17 protein-coding genes and 3 tRNA genes are annotated in these 17,958 nt (G+C 64.5%); 7 read left to right on the top strand and 13 right to left on the bottom strand.

Going from position 1 to position 17,958, the window contains the following annotated elements; all coding sequences use genetic code 11:
• Positions 1-50: 50 nt before the first annotated feature.
• The 3 genes from HHL14_RS01835 to HHL14_RS01825 are packed head-to-tail and all read left to right on the top strand — an operon-like array spanning position 51 to position 2,216.
• The gene (locus tag HHL14_RS01835; RefSeq protein WP_407945259.1) at positions 51-788 is read left to right on the top strand and encodes an SCO family protein; all 738 of its coding nucleotides are present in this window, start codon (positions 51-53) and stop codon (positions 786-788) included.
• A 28-nt stretch (positions 789-816) separates the two neighbouring features.
• Positions 817-1,284, top strand: a complete 468-nt coding sequence (locus tag HHL14_RS01830) for a copper chaperone PCu(A)C (protein ID WP_169495874.1) — start codon at positions 817-819, stop codon at positions 1,282-1,284.
• A 44-nt stretch (positions 1,285-1,328) separates the two neighbouring features.
• Positions 1,329-2,216, top strand: a complete 888-nt coding sequence (locus HHL14_RS01825; protein ID WP_169495873.1) for a cytochrome c oxidase assembly protein — start codon at positions 1,329-1,331, stop codon at positions 2,214-2,216.
• A 222-nt stretch (positions 2,217-2,438) separates the two neighbouring features.
• Here HHL14_RS01825 and HHL14_RS01820 read toward each other — a convergent pair whose 3' ends face one another.
• The 8 genes from HHL14_RS01820 to uvrC form a co-directional block, all read right to left on the bottom strand.
• Positions 2,439-2,939 carry a GNAT family N-acetyltransferase gene (locus HHL14_RS01820; protein ID WP_169495872.1) on the bottom strand — a complete coding sequence of 167 codons (501 nt, stop codon included), beginning with the start codon at positions 2,937-2,939 and terminating at the stop codon, positions 2,439-2,441.
• 207 nt (positions 2,940-3,146) lie between these two features.
• Positions 3,147-4,127, bottom strand: a complete 981-nt coding sequence (locus HHL14_RS01815; protein WP_169495871.1) for a GGDEF domain-containing protein — start codon at positions 4,125-4,127, stop codon at positions 3,147-3,149.
• A 141-nt stretch (positions 4,128-4,268) separates the two neighbouring features.
• Complete coding sequence (locus tag HHL14_RS01810; RefSeq protein WP_169495870.1) at positions 4,269-5,018, bottom strand: TraB/GumN family protein; 750 nt, start codon at positions 5,016-5,018, stop codon at positions 4,269-4,271.
• Positions 5,019-5,186: 168 nt separating this feature from the next.
• Positions 5,187-5,260: transfer RNA gene (locus HHL14_RS01805), tRNA-Cys, on the bottom strand.
• 129 nt (positions 5,261-5,389) lie between these two features.
• A tRNA-Gly gene (locus HHL14_RS01800) sits at positions 5,390-5,465 on the bottom strand.
• A 63-nt stretch (positions 5,466-5,528) separates the two neighbouring features.
• A tRNA-Gly gene (locus tag HHL14_RS01795) sits at positions 5,529-5,604 on the bottom strand.
• A 199-nt stretch (positions 5,605-5,803) separates the two neighbouring features.
• A complete protein-coding gene (gene pgsA, locus HHL14_RS01790; RefSeq protein WP_169495869.1) occupies positions 5,804-6,397 on the bottom strand; it encodes a CDP-diacylglycerol--glycerol-3-phosphate 3-phosphatidyltransferase in 594 nt (197 codons plus the stop codon).
• Positions 6,398-6,598: 201 nt separating this feature from the next.
• A complete protein-coding gene (gene uvrC / locus HHL14_RS01785) occupies positions 6,599-8,905 on the bottom strand; it encodes an excinuclease ABC subunit UvrC (RefSeq protein ID WP_169495868.1) in 2,307 nt (768 codons plus the stop codon).
• A 333-nt stretch (positions 8,906-9,238) separates the two neighbouring features.
• Here uvrC and earP point away from each other — a divergent pair, with 333 nt between their 5' ends.
• The 4 genes from earP to HHL14_RS01765 all read left to right on the top strand — a co-directional run bounded on the left by earP (position 9,239) and on the right by HHL14_RS01765 (position 13,436).
• Positions 9,239-10,432 carry an elongation factor P maturation arginine rhamnosyltransferase EarP gene (gene earP, locus HHL14_RS01780; RefSeq protein ID WP_169495867.1) on the top strand — a complete coding sequence of 398 codons (1,194 nt, stop codon included), beginning with the start codon at positions 9,239-9,241 and terminating at the stop codon, positions 10,430-10,432.
• 401 nt (positions 10,433-10,833) lie between these two features.
• On the top strand, positions 10,834-11,391 hold the full coding sequence (gene efp, locus HHL14_RS01775) for an elongation factor P (protein WP_169495866.1): 558 nt from the start codon (positions 10,834-10,836) through the stop codon (positions 11,389-11,391).
• Between the two features lie 269 nt (positions 11,392-11,660).
• Positions 11,661-11,867, top strand: a complete 207-nt coding sequence (locus tag HHL14_RS01770) for a CsbD family protein (RefSeq protein WP_169495865.1) — start codon at positions 11,661-11,663, stop codon at positions 11,865-11,867.
• A gap of 186 nt (positions 11,868-12,053) precedes the next feature.
• Positions 12,054-13,436, top strand: a complete 1,383-nt coding sequence (locus tag HHL14_RS01765; RefSeq protein WP_169495864.1) for a sigma-54-dependent transcriptional regulator — start codon at positions 12,054-12,056, stop codon at positions 13,434-13,436.
• Between the two features lie 293 nt (positions 13,437-13,729).
• Here the strand turns inward: HHL14_RS01765 and nagZ are convergent, their stop codons facing one another.
• The 5 genes from nagZ to era form a co-directional block, all read right to left on the bottom strand.
• A complete protein-coding gene (gene nagZ / locus HHL14_RS01760; protein WP_169495863.1) occupies positions 13,730-14,758 on the bottom strand; it encodes a beta-N-acetylhexosaminidase in 1,029 nt (342 codons plus the stop codon).
• 66 nt (positions 14,759-14,824) lie between these two features.
• Positions 14,825-15,334, bottom strand: coding sequence for a holo-ACP synthase (gene acpS, locus HHL14_RS01755; RefSeq protein WP_230412881.1), 510 nt, complete (start codon positions 15,332-15,334; stop codon positions 14,825-14,827).
• Positions 15,335-15,359: 25 nt separating this feature from the next.
• Complete coding sequence (gene pdxJ / locus HHL14_RS01750) at positions 15,360-16,124, bottom strand: pyridoxine 5'-phosphate synthase (protein ID WP_169495862.1); 765 nt, start codon at positions 16,122-16,124, stop codon at positions 15,360-15,362.
• Complete coding sequence (gene recO, locus HHL14_RS01745) at positions 16,121-17,020, bottom strand: DNA repair protein RecO (protein ID WP_169495861.1); 900 nt, start codon at positions 17,018-17,020, stop codon at positions 16,121-16,123. The genes pdxJ and recO overlap by 4 nt, the downstream gene beginning before the upstream one ends.
• Entirely contained in the window at positions 17,007-17,906 is a 900-nt protein-coding gene (gene era / locus HHL14_RS01740) for a GTPase Era (protein WP_169495860.1), read from the bottom strand. Before era ends, recO begins: the two co-directional genes overlap by 14 nt.
• Between the last annotated feature and the right edge of the window lie 52 nt (positions 17,907-17,958).

Raw genomic sequence — 17,958 nt, 5'->3', positions numbered from 1 at the left:
TATCGCTCAATCGCATCGCCCGCTCTTCAATCGAGTTATTGAACCCTGTTTTGTTCCCGATCTTCACGACCCGTCGTCGCCCGCAATCGAACGCCAGCCGCTCATGGCTGCGGCGGTTCACGCGAGGATTGGCACGCCGGGTCGCGTACGGTTTTGCGCATCGGTTTGCTGCACGCAAGGCGCTCGGCACGCTGGTTGCGCTTACTGCCGCATTAAGCACCTTAGCCACATTAGGCACGTTAAGCGGCTGCACGCAGCACGCCGAACCGTGGCAGTTGACCAACGTAACCGGTCACCTGCCCGACCTGTCGTTCACGCTGACCGCCGACGACGGCCGCCCCGTCACCGCCGATCACTTCAAGGGCCGCGCGTCGCTCGTCTACTTCGGCTACACGCACTGCCCGGACGTCTGCCCTGAAACGATGGGCCGCCTGATGCAGGTGCTCGGCAAACTCGGCCCCGACGCGCAGAAAGTGCATATCCTGTTCATCACCGTCGATCCCGCGCGCGACACGCCACAGGCTTTGCACGACTACGTCGGCGCCTTCGACGCCCAGCACGCCGAGGGACTGACCGGCACCGACCGGCAGATCGAGTCGCTCGCCAAGCGTTATCGCGTGGCCTATCAGATGGAGAAACGCGACCCGCGCGGCAATTACGAAGTCACGCACAGTTCCGCCGTCTACGTGTTCGACAGCCGGGGCCGCGCACGCCTGCTCGCCACCGATCACGACACGCCCGATGCGATCGCACAGGACCTGCGCCGCATTATCGATGCCTCATCCTGATTCCGGTCCCTCTCACTTCAATTCCATCATGACGATCAAGCTCAAAACGTTCGCTTCCCTCGCCGGCACAATCGCGCTGTCGCTCGGTCTCGGCTTTACGTCGGCTGCGCATGCGGCCGATGCCCACGCAATCAGCGTCAAGGACGCCTGGGTGCGCTGGCTGCCGAACAACCTGCCCGCGGCCGGCTACGCGACGCTCGTCAATGCGAGCGACAAACCGGTCGATCTCGTCGACATCTCGAGCGACGACTACGGTGACGCGATGCTGCATCAGACCGTTTCGAACGGCTCGTCGCAGAAGATGGTGATGGTCGACAAGCTGACGGTGCCCGCGCACGGCCAGGTCGCGATCGCGCCGGGCGGCTATCACGTGATGCTCGAGGACGCGAAGCACAAGGTCGCGCCAGGCGACACCGTGCATCTGACGCTGAAGTTCTCCGACGGCGAAACGCTGACCACACCGTTCGCGGTCAAGTCGCCGGCTCAAACGAAGTAACCCCAAAGTACCCGACACCCCGCGCCACCGACATCCCGATCGTCATGAACCTGCTCTACTGGCTCGATCCCTGGGAGTTTTCGCCGACCGTCGTGATCGCGTTGCTGATCCCCGCGATCCTGTTCGTGCGCGGGGCGCGCAAGGCGCGGCTGTCGTTCGCGCGACAACTGTCGTTCTGGTTCGGGCTGATCGCGCTGTACGTGGTGCTGCATACGCGGCTCGATTATTTCTTCGAGCATGAGTTCTTCATGCATCGTCTGCAGCATCTGGTGCTGCATCACCTCGGGCCGTTCTTCATCGCGCTGTCGTATCCGGGCGCGGCGCTGCGCGCCGGCATTCCGCTGCGCTGGCGGCAGCGCTTCGTGCGGCCCGCGCTGCAGATGCCGCTCGTGCGCAAGGTGCTCGACGTCGTCATGCATCCGGTCGTCGCGGTCACGCTGTTCGTCGGGCTGATCTACTTCTGGTTGATGTCGCCGATTCACTTCGTCGCGATGCTCGACTGGCGGCTCTATCGCGTGATGAACTGGAGCATGGTGATCGACGGTCTGCTGTTCTGGTGGCTCGTGCTCGATCCGCGCCCCGCGCCGCCCGCGCGTCTGTCGCCGGGCAAGCGCGTGCTGGTGGTAATCGCCGCGATCCCGCCACAGATCATCCTTGGCGCGTTCATCTTCTTCACGCCGCACGAGCTGTATCCGATCTATTCGATCTGCGGGCGCGCGTTCACGTGGCTGAGCCCGATGCGCGATCAACAGATCGGCGGGCTGCTGCTGTGGATTCCGGGTTCGATGATGAGCGTGATCGGCGCGCTGATCGCGCTGCGCCACTGGATGCGACTGTCGGCACGCGGACGCTTGCGGGCCGAGCGACGCACGAAAGCGGCGCGCGGGATCGCGCCTGCGTCGTCTTCGACGACTGCGCGTGGGCATCGGTAAGCGACGACCGACGAACGCCAGATTTAAAACGCGGCTGAACGGCGTGGTGCAGGCGTAATGCGGCAGACGACACGCCGGCAAGCGCGACAGAGCGAATGCCTCGCGAAGGCTATGCCCGCTTCGAAGCGCTGATAAACGGCGCTTCGTTCACGTGTATCGACATGCGCGCACGCGAACATGCGCGTGCGAAAAGCCGCCTCCTCCGCTGCCCCATCCGTTCGCTCAGAGCGAACGCATCCACACGTGCGGGATGCCGTCCTCGTCGTGAATCTCGCCGACCGGCTCGAAACCGAACGCGCCATAGAATCCCTGCAGATGCGCCTGCGCGTGCAGACGGATCGGCGTAGCGGGCCACTGCTCGCGGATCTGCGCGATCGCGCGCGCGAGCATCGCGTTGCCCAGACCGATGCCGCGAAACGGCGCGGTCGTCAGCACCCGGCCAATCCGCACGTCCGTATCCTCCGCGTCCGGCAACAGCACGCGCAGATAGCCGGCGAGCGGCGGCAGCGCGGCATTTTCGCCCGCGCCATACGCGAGAAGATGCCAGGCCTGCACGTCGAGCCCATCGATATCGCCATACAGGCAGTTCTGTTCGATAACGAACACCGCGCTACGCGCGGCCAGCATGTCATAGACTTCGAAGCTCGAAAGGTCGACGAACGGCTTCCAGCGCCATTCGAGTTGGGCGAGCCGCGCGGCGGCGGTGTGCTGAGAATCAGTCATCGGTGGCTTTCGGAAAAAATGCGCAACGCGCGTGGGCAACGGTCTGTAATTATGCCGCGCGCGCAGGCGGCAAGCTATCGCGTGGCGCTGTGTTTGCGCTGTGTTTGCCGTTGCATCTGCGCTGTTCAGGTTGTGTTTGAGCGAAGCATCGATCGCTTCACGAGCGCGTCGTTCAGCGACCCATGCAGCGCCCCAATGCAACACCACTCACCGGCGCTGCGCGGCGCGCGCCTTCGATGCCTGCTTGTGGCTGTACATCGCCGCGTCGGCCGCCGCGAGCAGTTCGGCGATCGTGTCGTGCCGCGCCGGTTCGTACGACACGTGCCCGACGCTGAAGCGAATCTGATAACCGCGCAGTTGCTCGGCATTGCGCGCATCGAGCAGATGCGCGAGACGCTGCGTTACCTCGTGCGTCTCCAGACTGCTCGCGCCGGTCAGCAGCACGACGAATTCGTCGCCGCCGAGCCGCCCGATCACGTCGCTCTCGCGCAGCGCGGTGCGCAACACCTCGGCGAAGGACTGCAACGCGCGGTCGCCCTCCGCGTGCCCCAGCGTGTCGTTAATCTGCTTGAAGTCGTTCAGATCGAAGAACAGCAGCGACGCCGGTTTATCCATCCGCTTGCAGACACCCAGCGCATGCTGCGCAAGCACTTCGAAGCCGCGCCGGTTCGACAGCTGCGTGAGTTCGTCGAGCGTCGCGAGCTGGATCGCCGCGAGTTCCTGTTCGGCCATGCCTGCGAGATCGCGCAGCAATGCGCGGTCCTCGGGATCGAGCAGGCGCGGTTTCGTATCGATCAGGCACAGCGTGCCGACCTTGCTGCCATTCGTGACCGTCAACGGACAGCCTGCGTAGAAGCGGATTTTCGGCTCGTCGGTGACGAACGGGTTGTCGTGAAAGCGCTCGTCGGCGAGCGTGTCGGGCACCATCAGAATGTCGTCGCCGAGAATCGCGTGCGCGCAGAACGACACGTCGCGCGAGGTCTCGCTCGCATCCAGCCCCATGCACGATTTGAACCACTGCCGGTTCGCATCGATGAGACTCACGACGGCAATCGGCACGCCAAAAAGCCGCCGCGCGAGTCGGGTCAAACGATCGAAGCGCTCTTCCGGCGACGTGTCGAGGATACGCAGCGCCTGCAATCCGTCGAGGCGGGCGCTTTCGTTGCTGGGCGTCGGTGGGACAAGCATGGGAGGGTCTCGCGAAACGTCGGGTGATCGAAGTTATCAGCGGTTAGTGTATAGCGGCGTTCGCGGGCATGGAAATGGCGAAAACTGCCTGGCCTCGATCGAGGCGTCGCGCGGCTGCGTCGAGCACGGCAGCGCTCGCGCTCAGAACACCGCCGTCACCGGTCGCCCGAGACAGTCGAGCAGATTGCCGGGACCGCACAGATGCAACGCACCGACGACGACCAGCGTGCGCTCACTCGCGTCGGACCATTCGCCGACACGCTCAGCCCACACGCGATTGCGCAGATCGAGGATCGCGCGGCGAATCCCGGGCAGATTGAACGCCGGCGATTCGACCGCGATGCGCTGCAGCGCCTGCAGATCGCCGTCGAGCCACGCCGCGTGCATCCGTTCGAGTGTGCGTTGCGGCTCGCCGCGATCGGCCATCAGCAGATCGAGCGCGGCGGCGAGCGCTTCGAGCGGAATCGATTCGAGCGCCTCCGCCACGTCCTGCGCGGTCTCAAGATATCGATAGGGCTTGGCTTGCGCATTCGCCGAACGCAGCATGCGCGGCTCGACACCTTCGACGACCTGCTGCAACAGCGTCGGCGCAACGACCAACGCGGCCCACGGCCGTAGCGCTTCGAGAGGCGCCAGCGGACCGTCGACGGGCCAAAGCGCCTGCAACTGCGTCCAGGCGTCGTCGCGCATCAGGGGGCGTAGCAGCGCGGCACCCGGTTGCGCGACGGCTTTCAGATACGGCAGGATCGTCGCCGGGTCGGACTCGAATACCAGCGCGTCGGCCCAGTCGTAGGCTTCGGCGATCCACGGCGGCGTTCGACGACTCGTCGCGGGAAACAGATGCATCGAGCCAAGCAGGCGGATGTGGGTGCCGGTGAGTTGGAAATACATGCGGCTTTGATGGGAACTGGCGATGGAGATGCTGCGATTTTATCGCTCGCCTTGGATGCGACGCGTCACTCGCGTGATCCGCCATCGACTTCTGATCCGCTTTAGAAAAAAATCGCGCGGAAAAAAGAAAAGCCCCGACAGTGCGGGGCTTTTCTCTACATCAAATACTGGAGGCGCGAGCCGGAGTCGAACCGGCCTAAACGGCTTTGCAGGCCGCTGCATAACCGCTTTGCTATCGCGCCACAAGCGGACTGGAACCCAGACACAGGTTCGCAGATTTATCTGGCGGTCACCAGAAGAACCGAAGCTCTGGAAAATTCAGAACGACCGGCCTTCCAAACAAAAAGGGAAGCGTTGCTTCCCCTGATGTATGGAGCGGGAGACGAGGCTCGAACTCGCGACCTCAACCTTGGCAAGGTTGCGCTCTACCAACTGAGCTACTCCCGCATTCAACTACTTCACATCGCGCTGCATTTTGTACTTCACCAAACAACGCGCTGCTTCAAAAACTGGAGCGGGAGACGAGGCTCGAACTCGCGACCTCAACCTTGGCAAGGTTGCGCTCTACCAACTGAGCTACTCCCGCGTTGTGCTGCATTTACTGCTACTGCCTTACTGCGTCTCCGGTGTTTCGCGTTGCGTGCATCGGAGAAACGAGATTATGGAGAACCGACTGAAACGTGTCAACCCCTTTTGCCCATCTCTTTTACAGAAAATATTTCACTCGTTCTTGCGCGGGGTTCGAACATACTTTTGCGCGCCCCCGCGCATCGTCATTCACGTCGTTACGCGATGCCGCCGCGCTCGCGAATCTGCGGCCACGCGAGCTTCATGTAGTACAGCATCGACCAGATCGTCAGGAACGCGGCGAGATAGATCAGCCACAGACCCCACACGCGCGTGTCGACCGTGAAGTGGCCACCGAGCGGCAGCGGGCCATAGAACAGCAGCATCGGAATCGCGACCATCTGGCACGCGGTCTTGAACTTGCCGAGCGAATTGACCGCGACGCTCTTCGATGCGCCGATCTGCGCCATCCATTCGCGCAGCGCCGAGATGGCGATTTCGCGTCCGACGATCACCAGCGCGATCGCCGAATCGATGCGCGTGAGTTGCACGAGGACGAGCAACGCGGCCGTCACCATCAGCTTGTCGGCGACCGGATCGAGAAACGCGCCGAACGCGGAGGTCTGATTCCATTTGCGGGCGAGAAAGCCATCGAACCAGTCGGTGAGCGCGGCCAGGATGAAGATCGTCGCGGCCGCGAGATTGCGGTGCGCGGGACTCATCATCATGTCGGGCAGATAGAACACGCCGACGACGAGCGGAATCAGCACGATCCGCAGCCAGGTCAGGAATATCGGAAAATTAAACGGCATGGGGGCAGGCGCAGCGTCTGACGAGTGAGTTGCAATTGTGCCGTGTCACAAGGCCTGCCACAAGCAAGCCGGCACGGCGATGAAAGCAGGCGGATCACGCCCGGCTGACGTTACGCGGCGGACGGCAAGCCCGCCTCGGCACGCGCCGGGCAATTCACGACCTTCGCGCGGAACGCTTCATACCGCGCGGCCAATCCAGCATCAATGCAGTTGCCGGTAGATCTGCTCGGCCAGCGCCTGCGAAATACCCTCGACGCTCGCAAGGTCCTCGACGCTCGCGGCCACCACGCCACGCAAGCCGCCGAAGCGCGCCAGCAACCGTTGACGCCGCTTCGCGCCGACGCCCTCGAGTTCCTCGAGCCGCGAGGTCTGACGCGTCTTGCCGCGTTTCGCGCGCATGCCGGTGATCGCGAAACGGTGCGCTTCATCACGGATCTGCGCGACCAGCATCAGCGCGGCGCTTTCCTTGCCGAGCTCGAGCGGCGTGCGGCCGTCGGCGAAAATCAGCGTTTCGAGCCCAACCTTGCGCCCCTCGCCCTTCGCGACGCCGACCAGCATGCCGGTATCGAGCCCGAGTTCGGTGAACACCTGGCGCGCGATTTCCACCTGCCCCTTGCCGCCGTCGATCAGCACGATGGTCGGCAACACGCCGCCCGCCGCGGCCGGCTCGGCGGCATCGGCATCGGCGCCGGGCAACGGCTCCGCGAGCGCGTCGCCCGGCGATTCGGCGGCTTTGTCGCTCGCATTCGCGGCGGCCTGCGCGACCATCTTCTCGTAGCGGCGCGTCAGCACCTGGCGCATCGCCGCGTAATCGTCGCCGGGCGTGATGCCGGTGATGTTGTAGCGGCGGTACTCGGACGACTGCATCTTGTGATGGTGATACACGACGCACGACGCCTGGGTCGCTTCGCCCATCGTGTGACTGATGTCGAAGCACTCGATACGCAGATGCGCGAGGTCGTCGCATTCCATGCCAAGCGTGTCGGTCAGCGCGCGCGTGCGCGCCTGCTGCGAGCCCTGCTCCGACAGCAGCCGGGCGAGCGCGAGCCGCGCGTTCTGCTCGGCCATCGCGAGCCACGCGCGTCGTTGGCCTTGCGGCTGACGCAGCACGGTCACCTTGTGACCGGCCTGTTCGATCAACACGTCGACGAGTTCACGCGCCGGCGCGTGGCTCACCACCAGCACCGGCGGCACACGATTGCCGAGGTAATGCTGGGCGACGAAGGCTTCCAGCACTTCGGCTTCGATGCCGCCGGACGCGCGGCCTTTGCGGCGCTTTGCGGTGGGGGGGGTGGCGTCGGATTCGTCGACTGTTCCGTCGTCGGCTTCTTCGGCGGCTGTGGCTTCTTCGGTTTCTTCCGTGTCGTCTGTTTCTTCGCCGGCCTGTCCGGTTGCGTCCAGGTCTGCATCCGACTCTGCTTCGTCACCATCCGTGTCTTCATCTTCCGACGGCATGGCCCGCGCGATCGCGAGCGCGTCGGCGTCAACCGCCACAACCGCGCGCGCCGCATCGGTGACAACAGCATCGGCTCGCGAAGCTGGCGCAGCCGCGTCGGCCGGCGCGTCCCCACCTTCACCCTCGTCGTCCTGCAACCCACCCTCTTCCGCGGTCAACGCGCTCTCCACGTGGGTCGGGAAATACGCCTTGTCGCCGAGATGCCGGCCGCCGCGCACCATCGCGAGATTCACGCACACGCGCCCGCCCAGCGCGACCACCGCGAGAATGTCGACGTCGCTATCGCTGCCGACTTCAATCGCCTGCTGATGCAGCACCGTCGACAGCGAACTCATCTGATTGCGCACCGCCGCGGCCTGTTCGAACTTCAGCTCGCTCGCGAACGCATGCATCTTCTGCTCGAGTTCCTTCATCACCTCGCCCTGGCGGCCGAGCAGAAAGCGCGACGCGTTGGCGACGTCGCGCGCGTAATCCTCTTCGCTGATGTTGGCGACGCACGGCGCCGTGCAGCGGCCGATCTGATGCAGCAGACATGGCCGTGTACGGTTGTTGAACACCGAGTCTTCACAGGTGCGCAGCTGGAACACGCGCTGCAGGATCTGGATGCTCTCGCGCACCGCCCACGCGCTCGGGAACGGCCCGAAGTACTGGTTCTTGCGATCGACCGAGCCGCGGTAATAAGCCATGCGCGGAAACTTGTGGCCGGTCAGCTTCAGATACGGGTACGACTTGTCGTCGCGAAACAGGATGTTGTAACGCGGCGCGAGCGCCTTGATCAGATTGTTTTCGAGCAGCAGCGCCTCGGCCTCCGAGCGCGTGACCGTCGTCTCGATGCGTGCGATGCGTGTGACCATCATCGCGATGCGTGGCGACAGCTGCGTCTTCGTGAAGTAGCTCGAGACGCGTTTTTTCAGATCACGCGCCTTGCCCACATAGAGCACCGTGCCGCTCGTGTCGTAATAGCGGTAGACGCCGGGCAGATGCGGCAGTTGGGCGAGCACTTTTTTGGGCTCGAAAGCGTCGGGGGCGTCGGTTGCTGCGGATTCGGTCATGCGGGGTCGATTGGGTGGGACGGTCTCGCGCGATTGTCGCGTTGTCTCGTTTTCGTTGTTGCTTTGGCGTTGCTTTGGCGTTGCTTTGGCGTTGCTTTAGCGTTGTTGCATTGTCGCTTCGTCGATGTTGCGTTGCCGTTCTCGCGTTCGGCGCTGGCTGCGACATCGCACGGCGCGCGATGCGCTTCGCGGCCCGAACAACACCGGCAAAGCGCACCGGCAAAGCCGCCGCGCGCAATCGCGAGCGAGGCTTTAGAATCGCCAGTTTAGAACATTCCGCGTTCGTTCGAACCCGCTGCGCGTCGCCGGAGTCCGCGAACCTTCCGAGCCGCCATGTCCTCCACCCCGCCCGATTCCGTATCACCCGCCGCACCTGCCGATCCGATCGCCTGCGATATCTTCTGCGCGGTCATCGACAACTTCGGCGACATCGGCGTGTGCTGGCGTCTCGCTCGCCAGCTGGCGAGCGAATCCGGCTGGCAGGTGCGCGTGTTCGTCGACGATCTGCACGCGTTCCGGAAACTGTGCCCGGCACTCGCGACCGACCGCGCGCGGCAGACGCTCGACGGCATCGTCATCGAGCATTGGCACGAGCCGGCCCACGCCGGCGAAACGCTCGAAGTCGCCGACGTCGTGATCGAGGCGTTCGCCTGCGAACTGCCGCCCGTGTATGTCGCAGCGATGGCCGAACGCGCCCGCGCGCCGCTGTGGCTCAACCTCGAATATCTGAGCGCCGAAGACTGGGTCGCCGATTTCCATCTACGACCCTCGCCGCACCCGCGCTACGCGCTCAGCAAGACGTTCTTCTTCCCCGGACTCGGCCCCGGCACCGGCGGCGTGCTGAAGGAACGCGGCCTGGACGCGGCGCGCGCCGCCTTCGAAGCATCGCCGGCAGCGCGCGCCGACTGGTGGCAACGCACCACCGGCCACGCGCCGCCGCCCGCCGACGCGACCGTCGTGTCGCTGTTCGCGTACGAAAACCCAGCCGTCGACAGCCTGCTCGAACAATGGCGCGACAGCGCGAGCCCGATCGTGCTGCTCGCACCCGAAGGCCGCATTTCCGGCGCGCTCGCGCGCTTTTTCGGCATGCAGTCATTCACCGCGGGCGCCCACGCGACGCGCGGCAACCTGACCGCTCACGCCCTCGCCTTCACCGAACAACCCGGCTACGACGCGCTGCTGTGGGCCAGCGACATCAATTTCGTGCGCGGCGAGGACTCGTTCGTGCGCGCTCAATGGGCCGCGAAGCCGTTCGTCTGGCATATCTACCCGCAAGCCGACGACGCCCATCTGCCGAAGCTCGACGCCGCGCTCGCGCACTACACGCGCACGCTACCCGCCGCCGCGCGCGGCGCGCTCGAACGCTTCTGGCACGCCTGGAATGGCACGGGCCAGCCGGACTGGGCGGAATTCCAGCATCATTATCCGGCGCTGCAACGGCGCGCTGCCGCGTGGGCGATCGAACTCGCGCAAGTCGGCGATCTCGCCGGAAATCTGACCTCATTCGTAAAAACTCAGTTAAAATAAGCGGTTATCCAACGGCCGACGACGCAAGCGCGGCCCGATCCTCGGCAACGCATCATGGCCAGTCTGGCTGGCCGGTCCCCAGTGGAAAACGCAGCGCGCGCCCCAACCTCCGGGCTGGCACGCGAATGTCAAAAAAGGGACGTATGTTTGCGGATCGGCGCCACTCGTGTACACGCCCGCAAGGGTAAAAATCAGGTAACGGACAGGTGGAATGCCGGGCACTCCGGGTTGCGTCAGCAGCCCTGCCGCAGGTCTCCTCCGCGAACCGGCCCCGTTTCACGCATCCACGCAGCGTCGCCGCTTCAACGCGGTGCCAGCAGGCGGTGAGCGAAACGCCGAAGCCGTTTGCGCCGTATGCCGTTGAGCAACAGTTAGCTATTTATCTCGTACAGGACAGTTTTATGAAGACCGCACAGGAACTCCGCACCGGCAACGTCGTGATGATCGGCGCAGACGCAATGGTCGTGCAAAAGGCCGAATACAACAAATCGGGCCGTAACTCCGCCGTCGTCAAGATGAAGTTCAAGAACCTGCTGACCGGCGCAGGCATGGAAACCGTGTACAAGGCAGACGACAAGTTCGACGTCGTCGTGCTCGAGCGCAAGGAAGTGACCTACTCGTACTTCGCCGACCCGATGTACGTGTTCATGGACGCCGACTACAACCAGTACGAAGTCGAAGCCGAAATGATGGGCGACGCGCTGCACTACCTCGAAGACGGCATGGCTTGCGAAGTCGTGTTCTACAACGAGAAGGCGATCTCGGTCGAACTGCCGACCACGCTGGTTCGCGAAATCATCTACACGGAACCGGCTGTCAAGGGCGATACGTCGTCGGGCAAGGTCCTGAAGAACGCCAAGCTGACCACCGGCTTCGAACTGCAAGTGCCGCTCTTCTGCAACATCGGCGACAAGATCGAAATCGACACCCGTACGCACGAGTACCGCAGCCGCGCCTAAGCGCCTGCCCGCAGCACCCTCGCCAGCGTCGGCACCCTGCCGGCCTGCACAAAAAGCGCTCAATTTTGGGCGCTTTTTCTTTTCTGTCCCTTTGTGTATGGTTTAGGAAAACTTTACCGGGGCACTCTCAAAAATTGCCATCGCAGCGCGCTAATTTCGCGTTCTGCGTTGGCCAAGTCATTGATACGCCTGAGCAAATATTTTTGGCACGAACTCTGCTTATCCGAGAAGAAACCCGCATCGCTTATTTTTTCAACTCGGGAGGCACCATGAACAACGACATCGCCGAAGGCAAGTGGAAGCAGATGGTCGGCAAGGCGAAGACCGCATGGGGCGAGCTGACGGACGACGAACTGACCAAGGCCGAAGGCCGCGCCGACAAGCTCGCCGGCCTGATCCAGGAACGCTATGGCAAGACCCGCGAACAGGCCGAACAGGAGGTTCGTCGGTTTTTCGATAGCAACCGGGATATCTGACAGAGCCGATGCAGGAACTACAAGTGCCCGCCTCGCGACTTCCGGTGCGGCGCGCAGCGATTCCATCGCTCCAGTCGTTCAGGACCATTCGTACCGCCCTGTCGTCGAGCCCGCCCGAGCCCGCTCTGCGCCATCCGCCTCAACTGCGTACCGGGTATTTCATCCATTCATAAAATTGCGCTCGCTATGCCACACGCACTGATAGTTGAAGACGATCCCAATAGCCTGTCCGGACTGTCCGCGATCCTCGCCGCCGACGGCTTTTCCGTCGACACCGCGACCACCCTCGCCGAAGCCCGCGCAGCGCTGACGCGCTTCATTCCCGACGTCGTGCTGGTCGACCTGAACCTGCCGGACGGCAGCGGCCTCGATCTGTTGCAGCATCTGCCCGCGCATCCGCCGGGCGGCGCGCTGCCGGTGATCGTGATGACCGGTAACGCGACCGTCGAGAGCGCGATCGAAGGGTTGCGGCACGGCATCTGGGACTATCTGCTGAAACCGGTCAACATCCCGCGCCTGCGCAGCCTGCTCGCGCGCATCCCGCGGCCGTACGAGCTGACCGAGGAAGTGCAGACGCTGCGCGCGTCGCTGCGCCAGCTCGGCCGCTTCGGTTCGATGCTGGGCCGCAGCGGCGCGATCCAGCACGTGTACGACACGATCGAGCATCTTGCGCCGACCGAAGCGTCCGTGCTGATCTGGGGCGAGGCCGGCACCGGCAAGCAGTTTGCCGCGCGCACGCTGCACGATATGAGCCGGCGTCGCAAGGGTCCGTTCGTGACGTTCGATTGCCGTAGCGCAGCCGTCGCCGCGCTCAATCGTTCGCTCGACAGCGTGATGTTCGGTCACGAACGCGGTGCGTTCGGCGGCGCCGAGCAGCGTGAGCCGGGCCTGTTCGAGCAGGCGAGCGGCGGCACGCTGTTCATCAACGAGATCTGCGAGTTGCCGCGCGCGCAGCAGGAAGCGCTGCTCCGCGCGCTCGATTCGCAGACCTTCATGCGCGTGGGCGGCACCAATCAGGTCGTCACCGACTTCCGGCTGGTCGCGTCGACGCGCAAATCCCCGCGCGCGGCGGTCGCGGAAGGCAGCCTTCATCCGGATCTCGCGCTGCGCCTCGAAGCGGCGGCCGTCACACTGCCGCCGCTGCGCGAGCGCGGTGACGATCCGGTGCTGATCGCGCAGGCGGTCGTCGATGAAATGAATCTCGAAGCGGCCGCGCGCGGCACGACCGAGGTCGCGAAGCAGGCGGGGCCGAACTTCCTGCGCGAATGTCTCGCTTACGACTGGCCGGGCAACGTGCGCGAATTGCAGGAGCGCGTGCGGCGCGCGTATCAGTCGTCGGGCGACGTCATCGAATCGTTGCGCGCGGACGAAGCGGGCACCGCGAACGGCCGCGATCTGAACGGCAGCCGCGTGCAGGTGACGGTGGGCACGCCGCTCGCGGACGTCGAGGAAATGCTGATTCGCGCGACGCTCGACGCGGTCGGCGGGACGCGGCATCGCGCGGCGTCGTTGCTCGGCATCAGCCCGAAGACGCTGTACAACAAGCTGCAGCGGATGCGTTTGAACTGAGGGGGAGCGGGTCCCGCGCCGTTGGCTCATGTTGTAGGAGCCAGGGCGGCGAAGGACAGCGGCAAGTCGACCGTGAAGACAAAAAATGGCGCCTCGAATCGCTTCGAGGCGCCATTTTCTTTGCGCGGAATTTTTGTGGATTTTTTCGCGATTTTTTTCGTGCTCGCCGTTCGGCTGCACGATGTGCGGCCAACGCAGGCGCGCGCGAAAAATAATCGCGCACATCGCTCAGCGCAGCCGCGTCGGCAAGCCGCTCACGCGGATCGCCCTTGCAAACCGCTCACCGCAGTCGGTTATGCAAACGTACTCTTCACCAGCGCCTGCGCGTCCACATACCGCGGCTCGGCCATCAGCTTGCCCCACGTCAGCGCCTTGCCCTGCGGCCGCATCCGCTTCAGACGCCGCCGCGATTCCTTCGACGGCGTAAAGCGCAGCGCATCGAGCACCTTCTCCGCCTCGTGCGGCTGATTGCAAATCAGCACCATGTCGCAGCCGGCTTCCAGCGCGGCCGCCGCGCCTTCGGTCAGCGTGCCGCCCTGACGCGCCGCTTCCATCGACAGATCGTCGCTGAAAATCGCACCTTCGAAGCCGAGCTTGCCGCGCAGGATGTCCTGCAGCCAGACGCGCGAAAAACCGGCCGGCTTCGCGTCGACCTGCGGATAAACGACATGCGCCGGCAGCACCGCGCCCAGCGACAAACCGAGCCAGTCGTACGGCGCGACGTCGTTGCCGAGGATTTCGTCGAGCGGGCGTTCGTCGGTCGGCATCGCGACGTGCGAGTCCGCCTGCGCGAAGCCGTGCCCCGGGAAATGCTTGCCGCAATTACTCATGCCGGCCAGTGCGAGACCGTGGTTCAGACTTTTCGCGAGCAGCGCGACAACGCGCGGATCGCGATGGAACGCGCGATCGCCGATCACCTGCGAGTGACCGTAGTCGAGATCGAGCACGGGCGTGAAGCTCATGTCGATGCCGCACGCGCGCAGTTCAGCGGCGAGGATATAACCGACCGCGGTCGCGACCCTGGTCGCGAGCAGCACGTCGCGATCCCACAGCGCGCCGAGCTTGCCCATCGACGGCAGCACCGTGAAGCCGTCGGTGCGAAAGCGCTGCACGCGGCCGCCTTCGTGATCGACGGCGATCAGCAGCTCCGGGCGAATCGCGCGGATCGCGTCGGTCAGCGCGACCAGTTGCGCGCGGCTCTCGTAGTGGCGCGCGAACAGGATCACGCCACCGGTCATCGGGTGAGCGAGGCGTCGTTTGTCGTCGCGATTCAGCGTTTTGCCGACCACGTCGAGCATCACCGGTCCGGGTGTGGTTTTCATCGAATTCCGCTGGAAGGGAGTCAGAGGCAAGGACGAACGCGACCCGTGACGGTCGCGTTCAACGTTTTATTCGGGCTTTATCTTCGGGTTTTGTCCGCTAGCCGTCTGCGCTAACGAAGCCGGAGGCGCGGACGAAGCTGGAAGCGCGGACTCGCCTGCCGCCGCCTCCTGCCCTACCGACAGCCCCGTCTCCGCGATCACGAACGACACCGCGTAATCGCGCTCGTCGCTGATCGTCACGCGCGCGGTGATGCCGCGCGCGTCGAGCCAGTCGGCCAGTTCGCCCGACGCGACCACCATCGGCTCGCCGCTCGGCTTGTTCAGCGTCTGCAGCGCGCGCCAGCTCATCGGCCAATGCATGCCGAGGCCGATCGCCTTCGAGAATGCCTCTTTTGCCGAGAAACGCGTCGCCAGAAACGCGAGACCGCGCGCCGCCGAACGAGCCTGGCGCGCGTGATAGACACGCAGTTCGTCGGGACCGAGCACCTTCTCGGCGAACCGGCCGTTGGTGCGAGTCATCACCGCGGCCACGCGGCTCACCTGCACGATGTCGGTACCGATGCCGTAGATCGCCATGCGTGTGCCTCGTCCGGCTGCCGGATCAGGCGCGCGCGCCGAGACGCGCGGCGACCATGATCGCCTTCATCTCGCGCACCGCGTTGTCCCAGCCCGCGAAGATCGCATGCGCGACGATCGCGTGCCCGATGTTGAGTTCGACGATGCCGTCGATCGCCGCGATCTGCTGCACGTTGGTGTAATGCAGGCCGTGGCCCGCATTGACCTTCAGACCGAGCGTCGCGCCGAATTCGACCGCGCGCACGATGCGCTCGTATTCGCGCTGCTGCTCGGCCGGGTCGTGCGCTTCCGCATAGCGGCCGGTGTGCAGCTCGATCACCGGCGCGCCCGCTTCATGCGCGGCGCGGATCTGCGTTTCTTCGGGGTCGATGAACAGCGACACGCGCGAGTTCGCCTCCGCCAGTTGCTTGCACGCGGCACGCACCGCCTCGAACTGGCCAGCGACGTCGAGACCGCCTTCGGTCGTCAGTTCCTCGCGCTTTTCCGGCACCAGACACACGTCGTGCGGCTGCACTTCGCAGGCGATATCGAGCATCTCTGGCGTGACCGCGCACTCGAGATTCATGCGCGTTTTCAGCAGCGGGCGCAGCTTGCGCACGTCGGCATCGACGATATGCCGGCGGTCTTCGCGCAGATGCAACGTGATCGCGTCGGCGCCCGCTTCCTCGGCCATCAGCGCGGCGCGGATCGGATCGGGATAGGAAGTGCCGCGCGCGTTGCGCAGCGTGGCGACGTGGTCGATGTTCACGCCGAGGTCGATCACGGTCGGCGAAGTCAGGAAGAAGCTCATAGATTCTGCAGGTCGATCAGGATCTGGCGGGTCGCAAGCGGCGTGCCGCCAAGATAGGTGTTGAGCAGAAAGCGCATCAGCGTTTTGCTTTGCGCGACGGTCTGCGCTCGATGGTAATCGTCCTGTTCCATATCGAGCAAGGTTTGCCCCGACACCACCGGCCACTGCGCGGGCCATTCGTCCGACGCCTCGCGCACACCGCGCTCGGGATCGAACACATAGCGGCCATCGGCGAGCACCGCTTTGCGCGACACGGTGCGATCGAGCGACATCGCGTAACCGGTCTCGCGCAGCAGCACGCGTTCGAACGAGCGCAGCACCTGCACCGGCGGCTCGTCGTGCGCGAGCCGCGTCAGCGTGACGACGTAGTGATGGAACAGTCGGGGATGCGGGTCTTCGCGCGCGCAGAACTTGACCAGCAGTTCGTTGACGTAGAAGCCACAGAGCAGCGCGCCGCCGGTCAGCGGCAACATGCCGCCGACCCATTCGGCGCCGGTCAGCGTACGCACTTCGGATTTGCCCGACCACGCGAGCGACAAAGGCTGGAAGGTTTGCAGCACGCCGCGCAGCGCCGAGTGCGGGCGTTTCGCGCCTTTCGCGACGAGCGCCAGACGACCGTGATCGCGCGACAGCACGTCGACGATCAGACTGGTCTCGCGATACGGGTAGCTATGCAGCACGAACGCGGGCTGCTCGGTGATCCGGTAGTCGGATGCGGAGGTGCGCGGCGCGCGGCGGGGCGCCGCCTTGCGCGGTTCGCCGGCGTCGCTCGACGCGCTCCGCGCGGTTTTCGCGGTGGACTTTTTCGCGCTACGCGCGGGCCGCGACGGGTCGTGCTCCGGCTCGTCCGGAGCAGCATCGGAATTCAGCGTCATCCACGCGTCATTCGTACCCATACGCACGAAGCCCGGCTTCGTTGTCGGCCCAGCCGCTCTTCACCTTGACGAAGGTTTCGAGGTACACCGGGCCATCGAACAGCTTCGCCATGTCCATGCGCGCCTCGGTGCTGATCTGCTTCAGCTTCGCGCCCTTCTGGCCGATGATCATCGCCTTGTGCATATCGCGATCGACGAGGATCGTCGCGAAAATACGGCGCAGACGCCCTTCCGTTTCGAACTTCTCGATCAGCACGGTGCTCGTGTACGGCAGTTCGTCGCCAGTCCAGCGGAACACTTTTTCGCGCAGGATTTCGGCGGCGAGGAAGCGCTCGCTGCGATCGGTCAGGTCGTCCTCGCCGTAGATCGGCGCGCCTTCCGGCAGGAACGGCTTGACGGTCGCCATCAGATGCTTGATGTCGTCGGTATTTTTCGCCGACAGCGGCACGATCTCGTTGAACTCGCGCAGCGCGCTCATCCGTTGCATGAACGGGAACAGCGAGTCTTTATCCGACACGCGATCGAGCTTGTTCGCGATCAGCAACGTCGGCACCTTCGCCGGGATCAGGTCGAGCACCTTCTGGTCGTCGGGGCCGAAGCGGCCGGCTTCGATCACGAACAGGATCGCGTCGACCGAGGTCAGCGTGGACGTGACCGCGCGATTGAGCGAGCGGTTCAGCGCGCCGCTGTGCTTCGTCTGGAAGCCGGGCGTGTCGACGAAGATGTACTGCGCGTCGTCGAGCGTGTTGATGCCGGTAATGCGGTGGCGCGTGGTCTGCGCCTTGCGCGACGTAATACTGACTTTCTGGCCGACCAGCGCGTTCATCAGCGTGGATTTGCCGACATTCGGCCGGCCGACGATCGCGACCATGCCGCAGCGAAAACCAGTGGGAGTGGGAGCGTTCATATTCGGGCTACGGCAGGTTCGGTTCGGCGCGCCGGAGGTGGGCGCCGATGGC

The organism is Paraburkholderia antibiotica (assembly GCF_012927125.1).
GTDB lineage: Bacteria > Pseudomonadota > Gammaproteobacteria > Burkholderiales > Burkholderiaceae > Paraburkholderia > Paraburkholderia antibiotica.
The sequence above is the reverse complement of the archived record's forward strand: the minus strand, read 5'-3'. Positions and strand labels throughout refer to the sequence as shown.

Excerpts from the sequence above, each read along its gene's own strand:
- HHL14_RS01830 (WP_169495874.1), top strand. The coding sequence starts at position 817 with ATGACGATCAAGCTCAAAACGTTCGCTTCCCTCGCCGGCACAATCGCG.
- HHL14_RS01825 (WP_169495873.1), top strand. The coding sequence starts at position 1,329 with ATGAACCTGCTCTACTGGCTCGATCCCTGGGAGTTTTCGCCGACCGTC.
- HHL14_RS01820 (WP_169495872.1), bottom strand. The coding sequence starts at position 2,939 with ATGACTGATTCTCAGCACACCGCCGCCGCGCGGCTCGCCCAACTCGAA.
- HHL14_RS01815 (WP_169495871.1), bottom strand. The coding sequence starts at position 4,127 with ATGCTTGTCCCACCGACGCCCAGCAACGAAAGCGCCCGCCTCGACGGA.
- HHL14_RS01810 (WP_169495870.1), bottom strand. The coding sequence starts at position 5,018 with ATGTATTTCCAACTCACCGGCACCCACATCCGCCTGCTTGGCTCGATG.
- pgsA (WP_169495869.1), bottom strand. The coding sequence starts at position 6,397 with ATGCCGTTTAATTTTCCGATATTCCTGACCTGGCTGCGGATCGTGCTG.
- uvrC (WP_169495868.1), bottom strand. The coding sequence starts at position 8,905 with ATGACCGAATCCGCAGCAACCGACGCCCCCGACGCTTTCGAGCCCAAA.
- earP (WP_169495867.1), top strand. The coding sequence starts at position 9,239 with ATGTCCTCCACCCCGCCCGATTCCGTATCACCCGCCGCACCTGCCGAT.
- efp (WP_169495866.1), top strand. The coding sequence starts at position 10,834 with ATGAAGACCGCACAGGAACTCCGCACCGGCAACGTCGTGATGATCGGC.
- HHL14_RS01770 (WP_169495865.1), top strand. The coding sequence starts at position 11,661 with ATGAACAACGACATCGCCGAAGGCAAGTGGAAGCAGATGGTCGGCAAG.
- HHL14_RS01765 (WP_169495864.1), top strand. The coding sequence starts at position 12,054 with ATGCCACACGCACTGATAGTTGAAGACGATCCCAATAGCCTGTCCGGA.
- nagZ (WP_169495863.1), bottom strand. The coding sequence starts at position 14,758 with ATGAAAACCACACCCGGACCGGTGATGCTCGACGTGGTCGGCAAAACG.
- acpS (WP_230412881.1), bottom strand. The coding sequence starts at position 15,334 with ATGGCGATCTACGGCATCGGTACCGACATCGTGCAGGTGAGCCGCGTG.
- pdxJ (WP_169495862.1), bottom strand. The coding sequence starts at position 16,124 with ATGAGCTTCTTCCTGACTTCGCCGACCGTGATCGACCTCGGCGTGAAC.
- recO (WP_169495861.1), bottom strand. The coding sequence starts at position 17,020 with ATGGGTACGAATGACGCGTGGATGACGCTGAATTCCGATGCTGCTCCG.
- era (WP_169495860.1), bottom strand. The coding sequence starts at position 17,906 with ATGAACGCTCCCACTCCCACTGGTTTTCGCTGCGGCATGGTCGCGATC.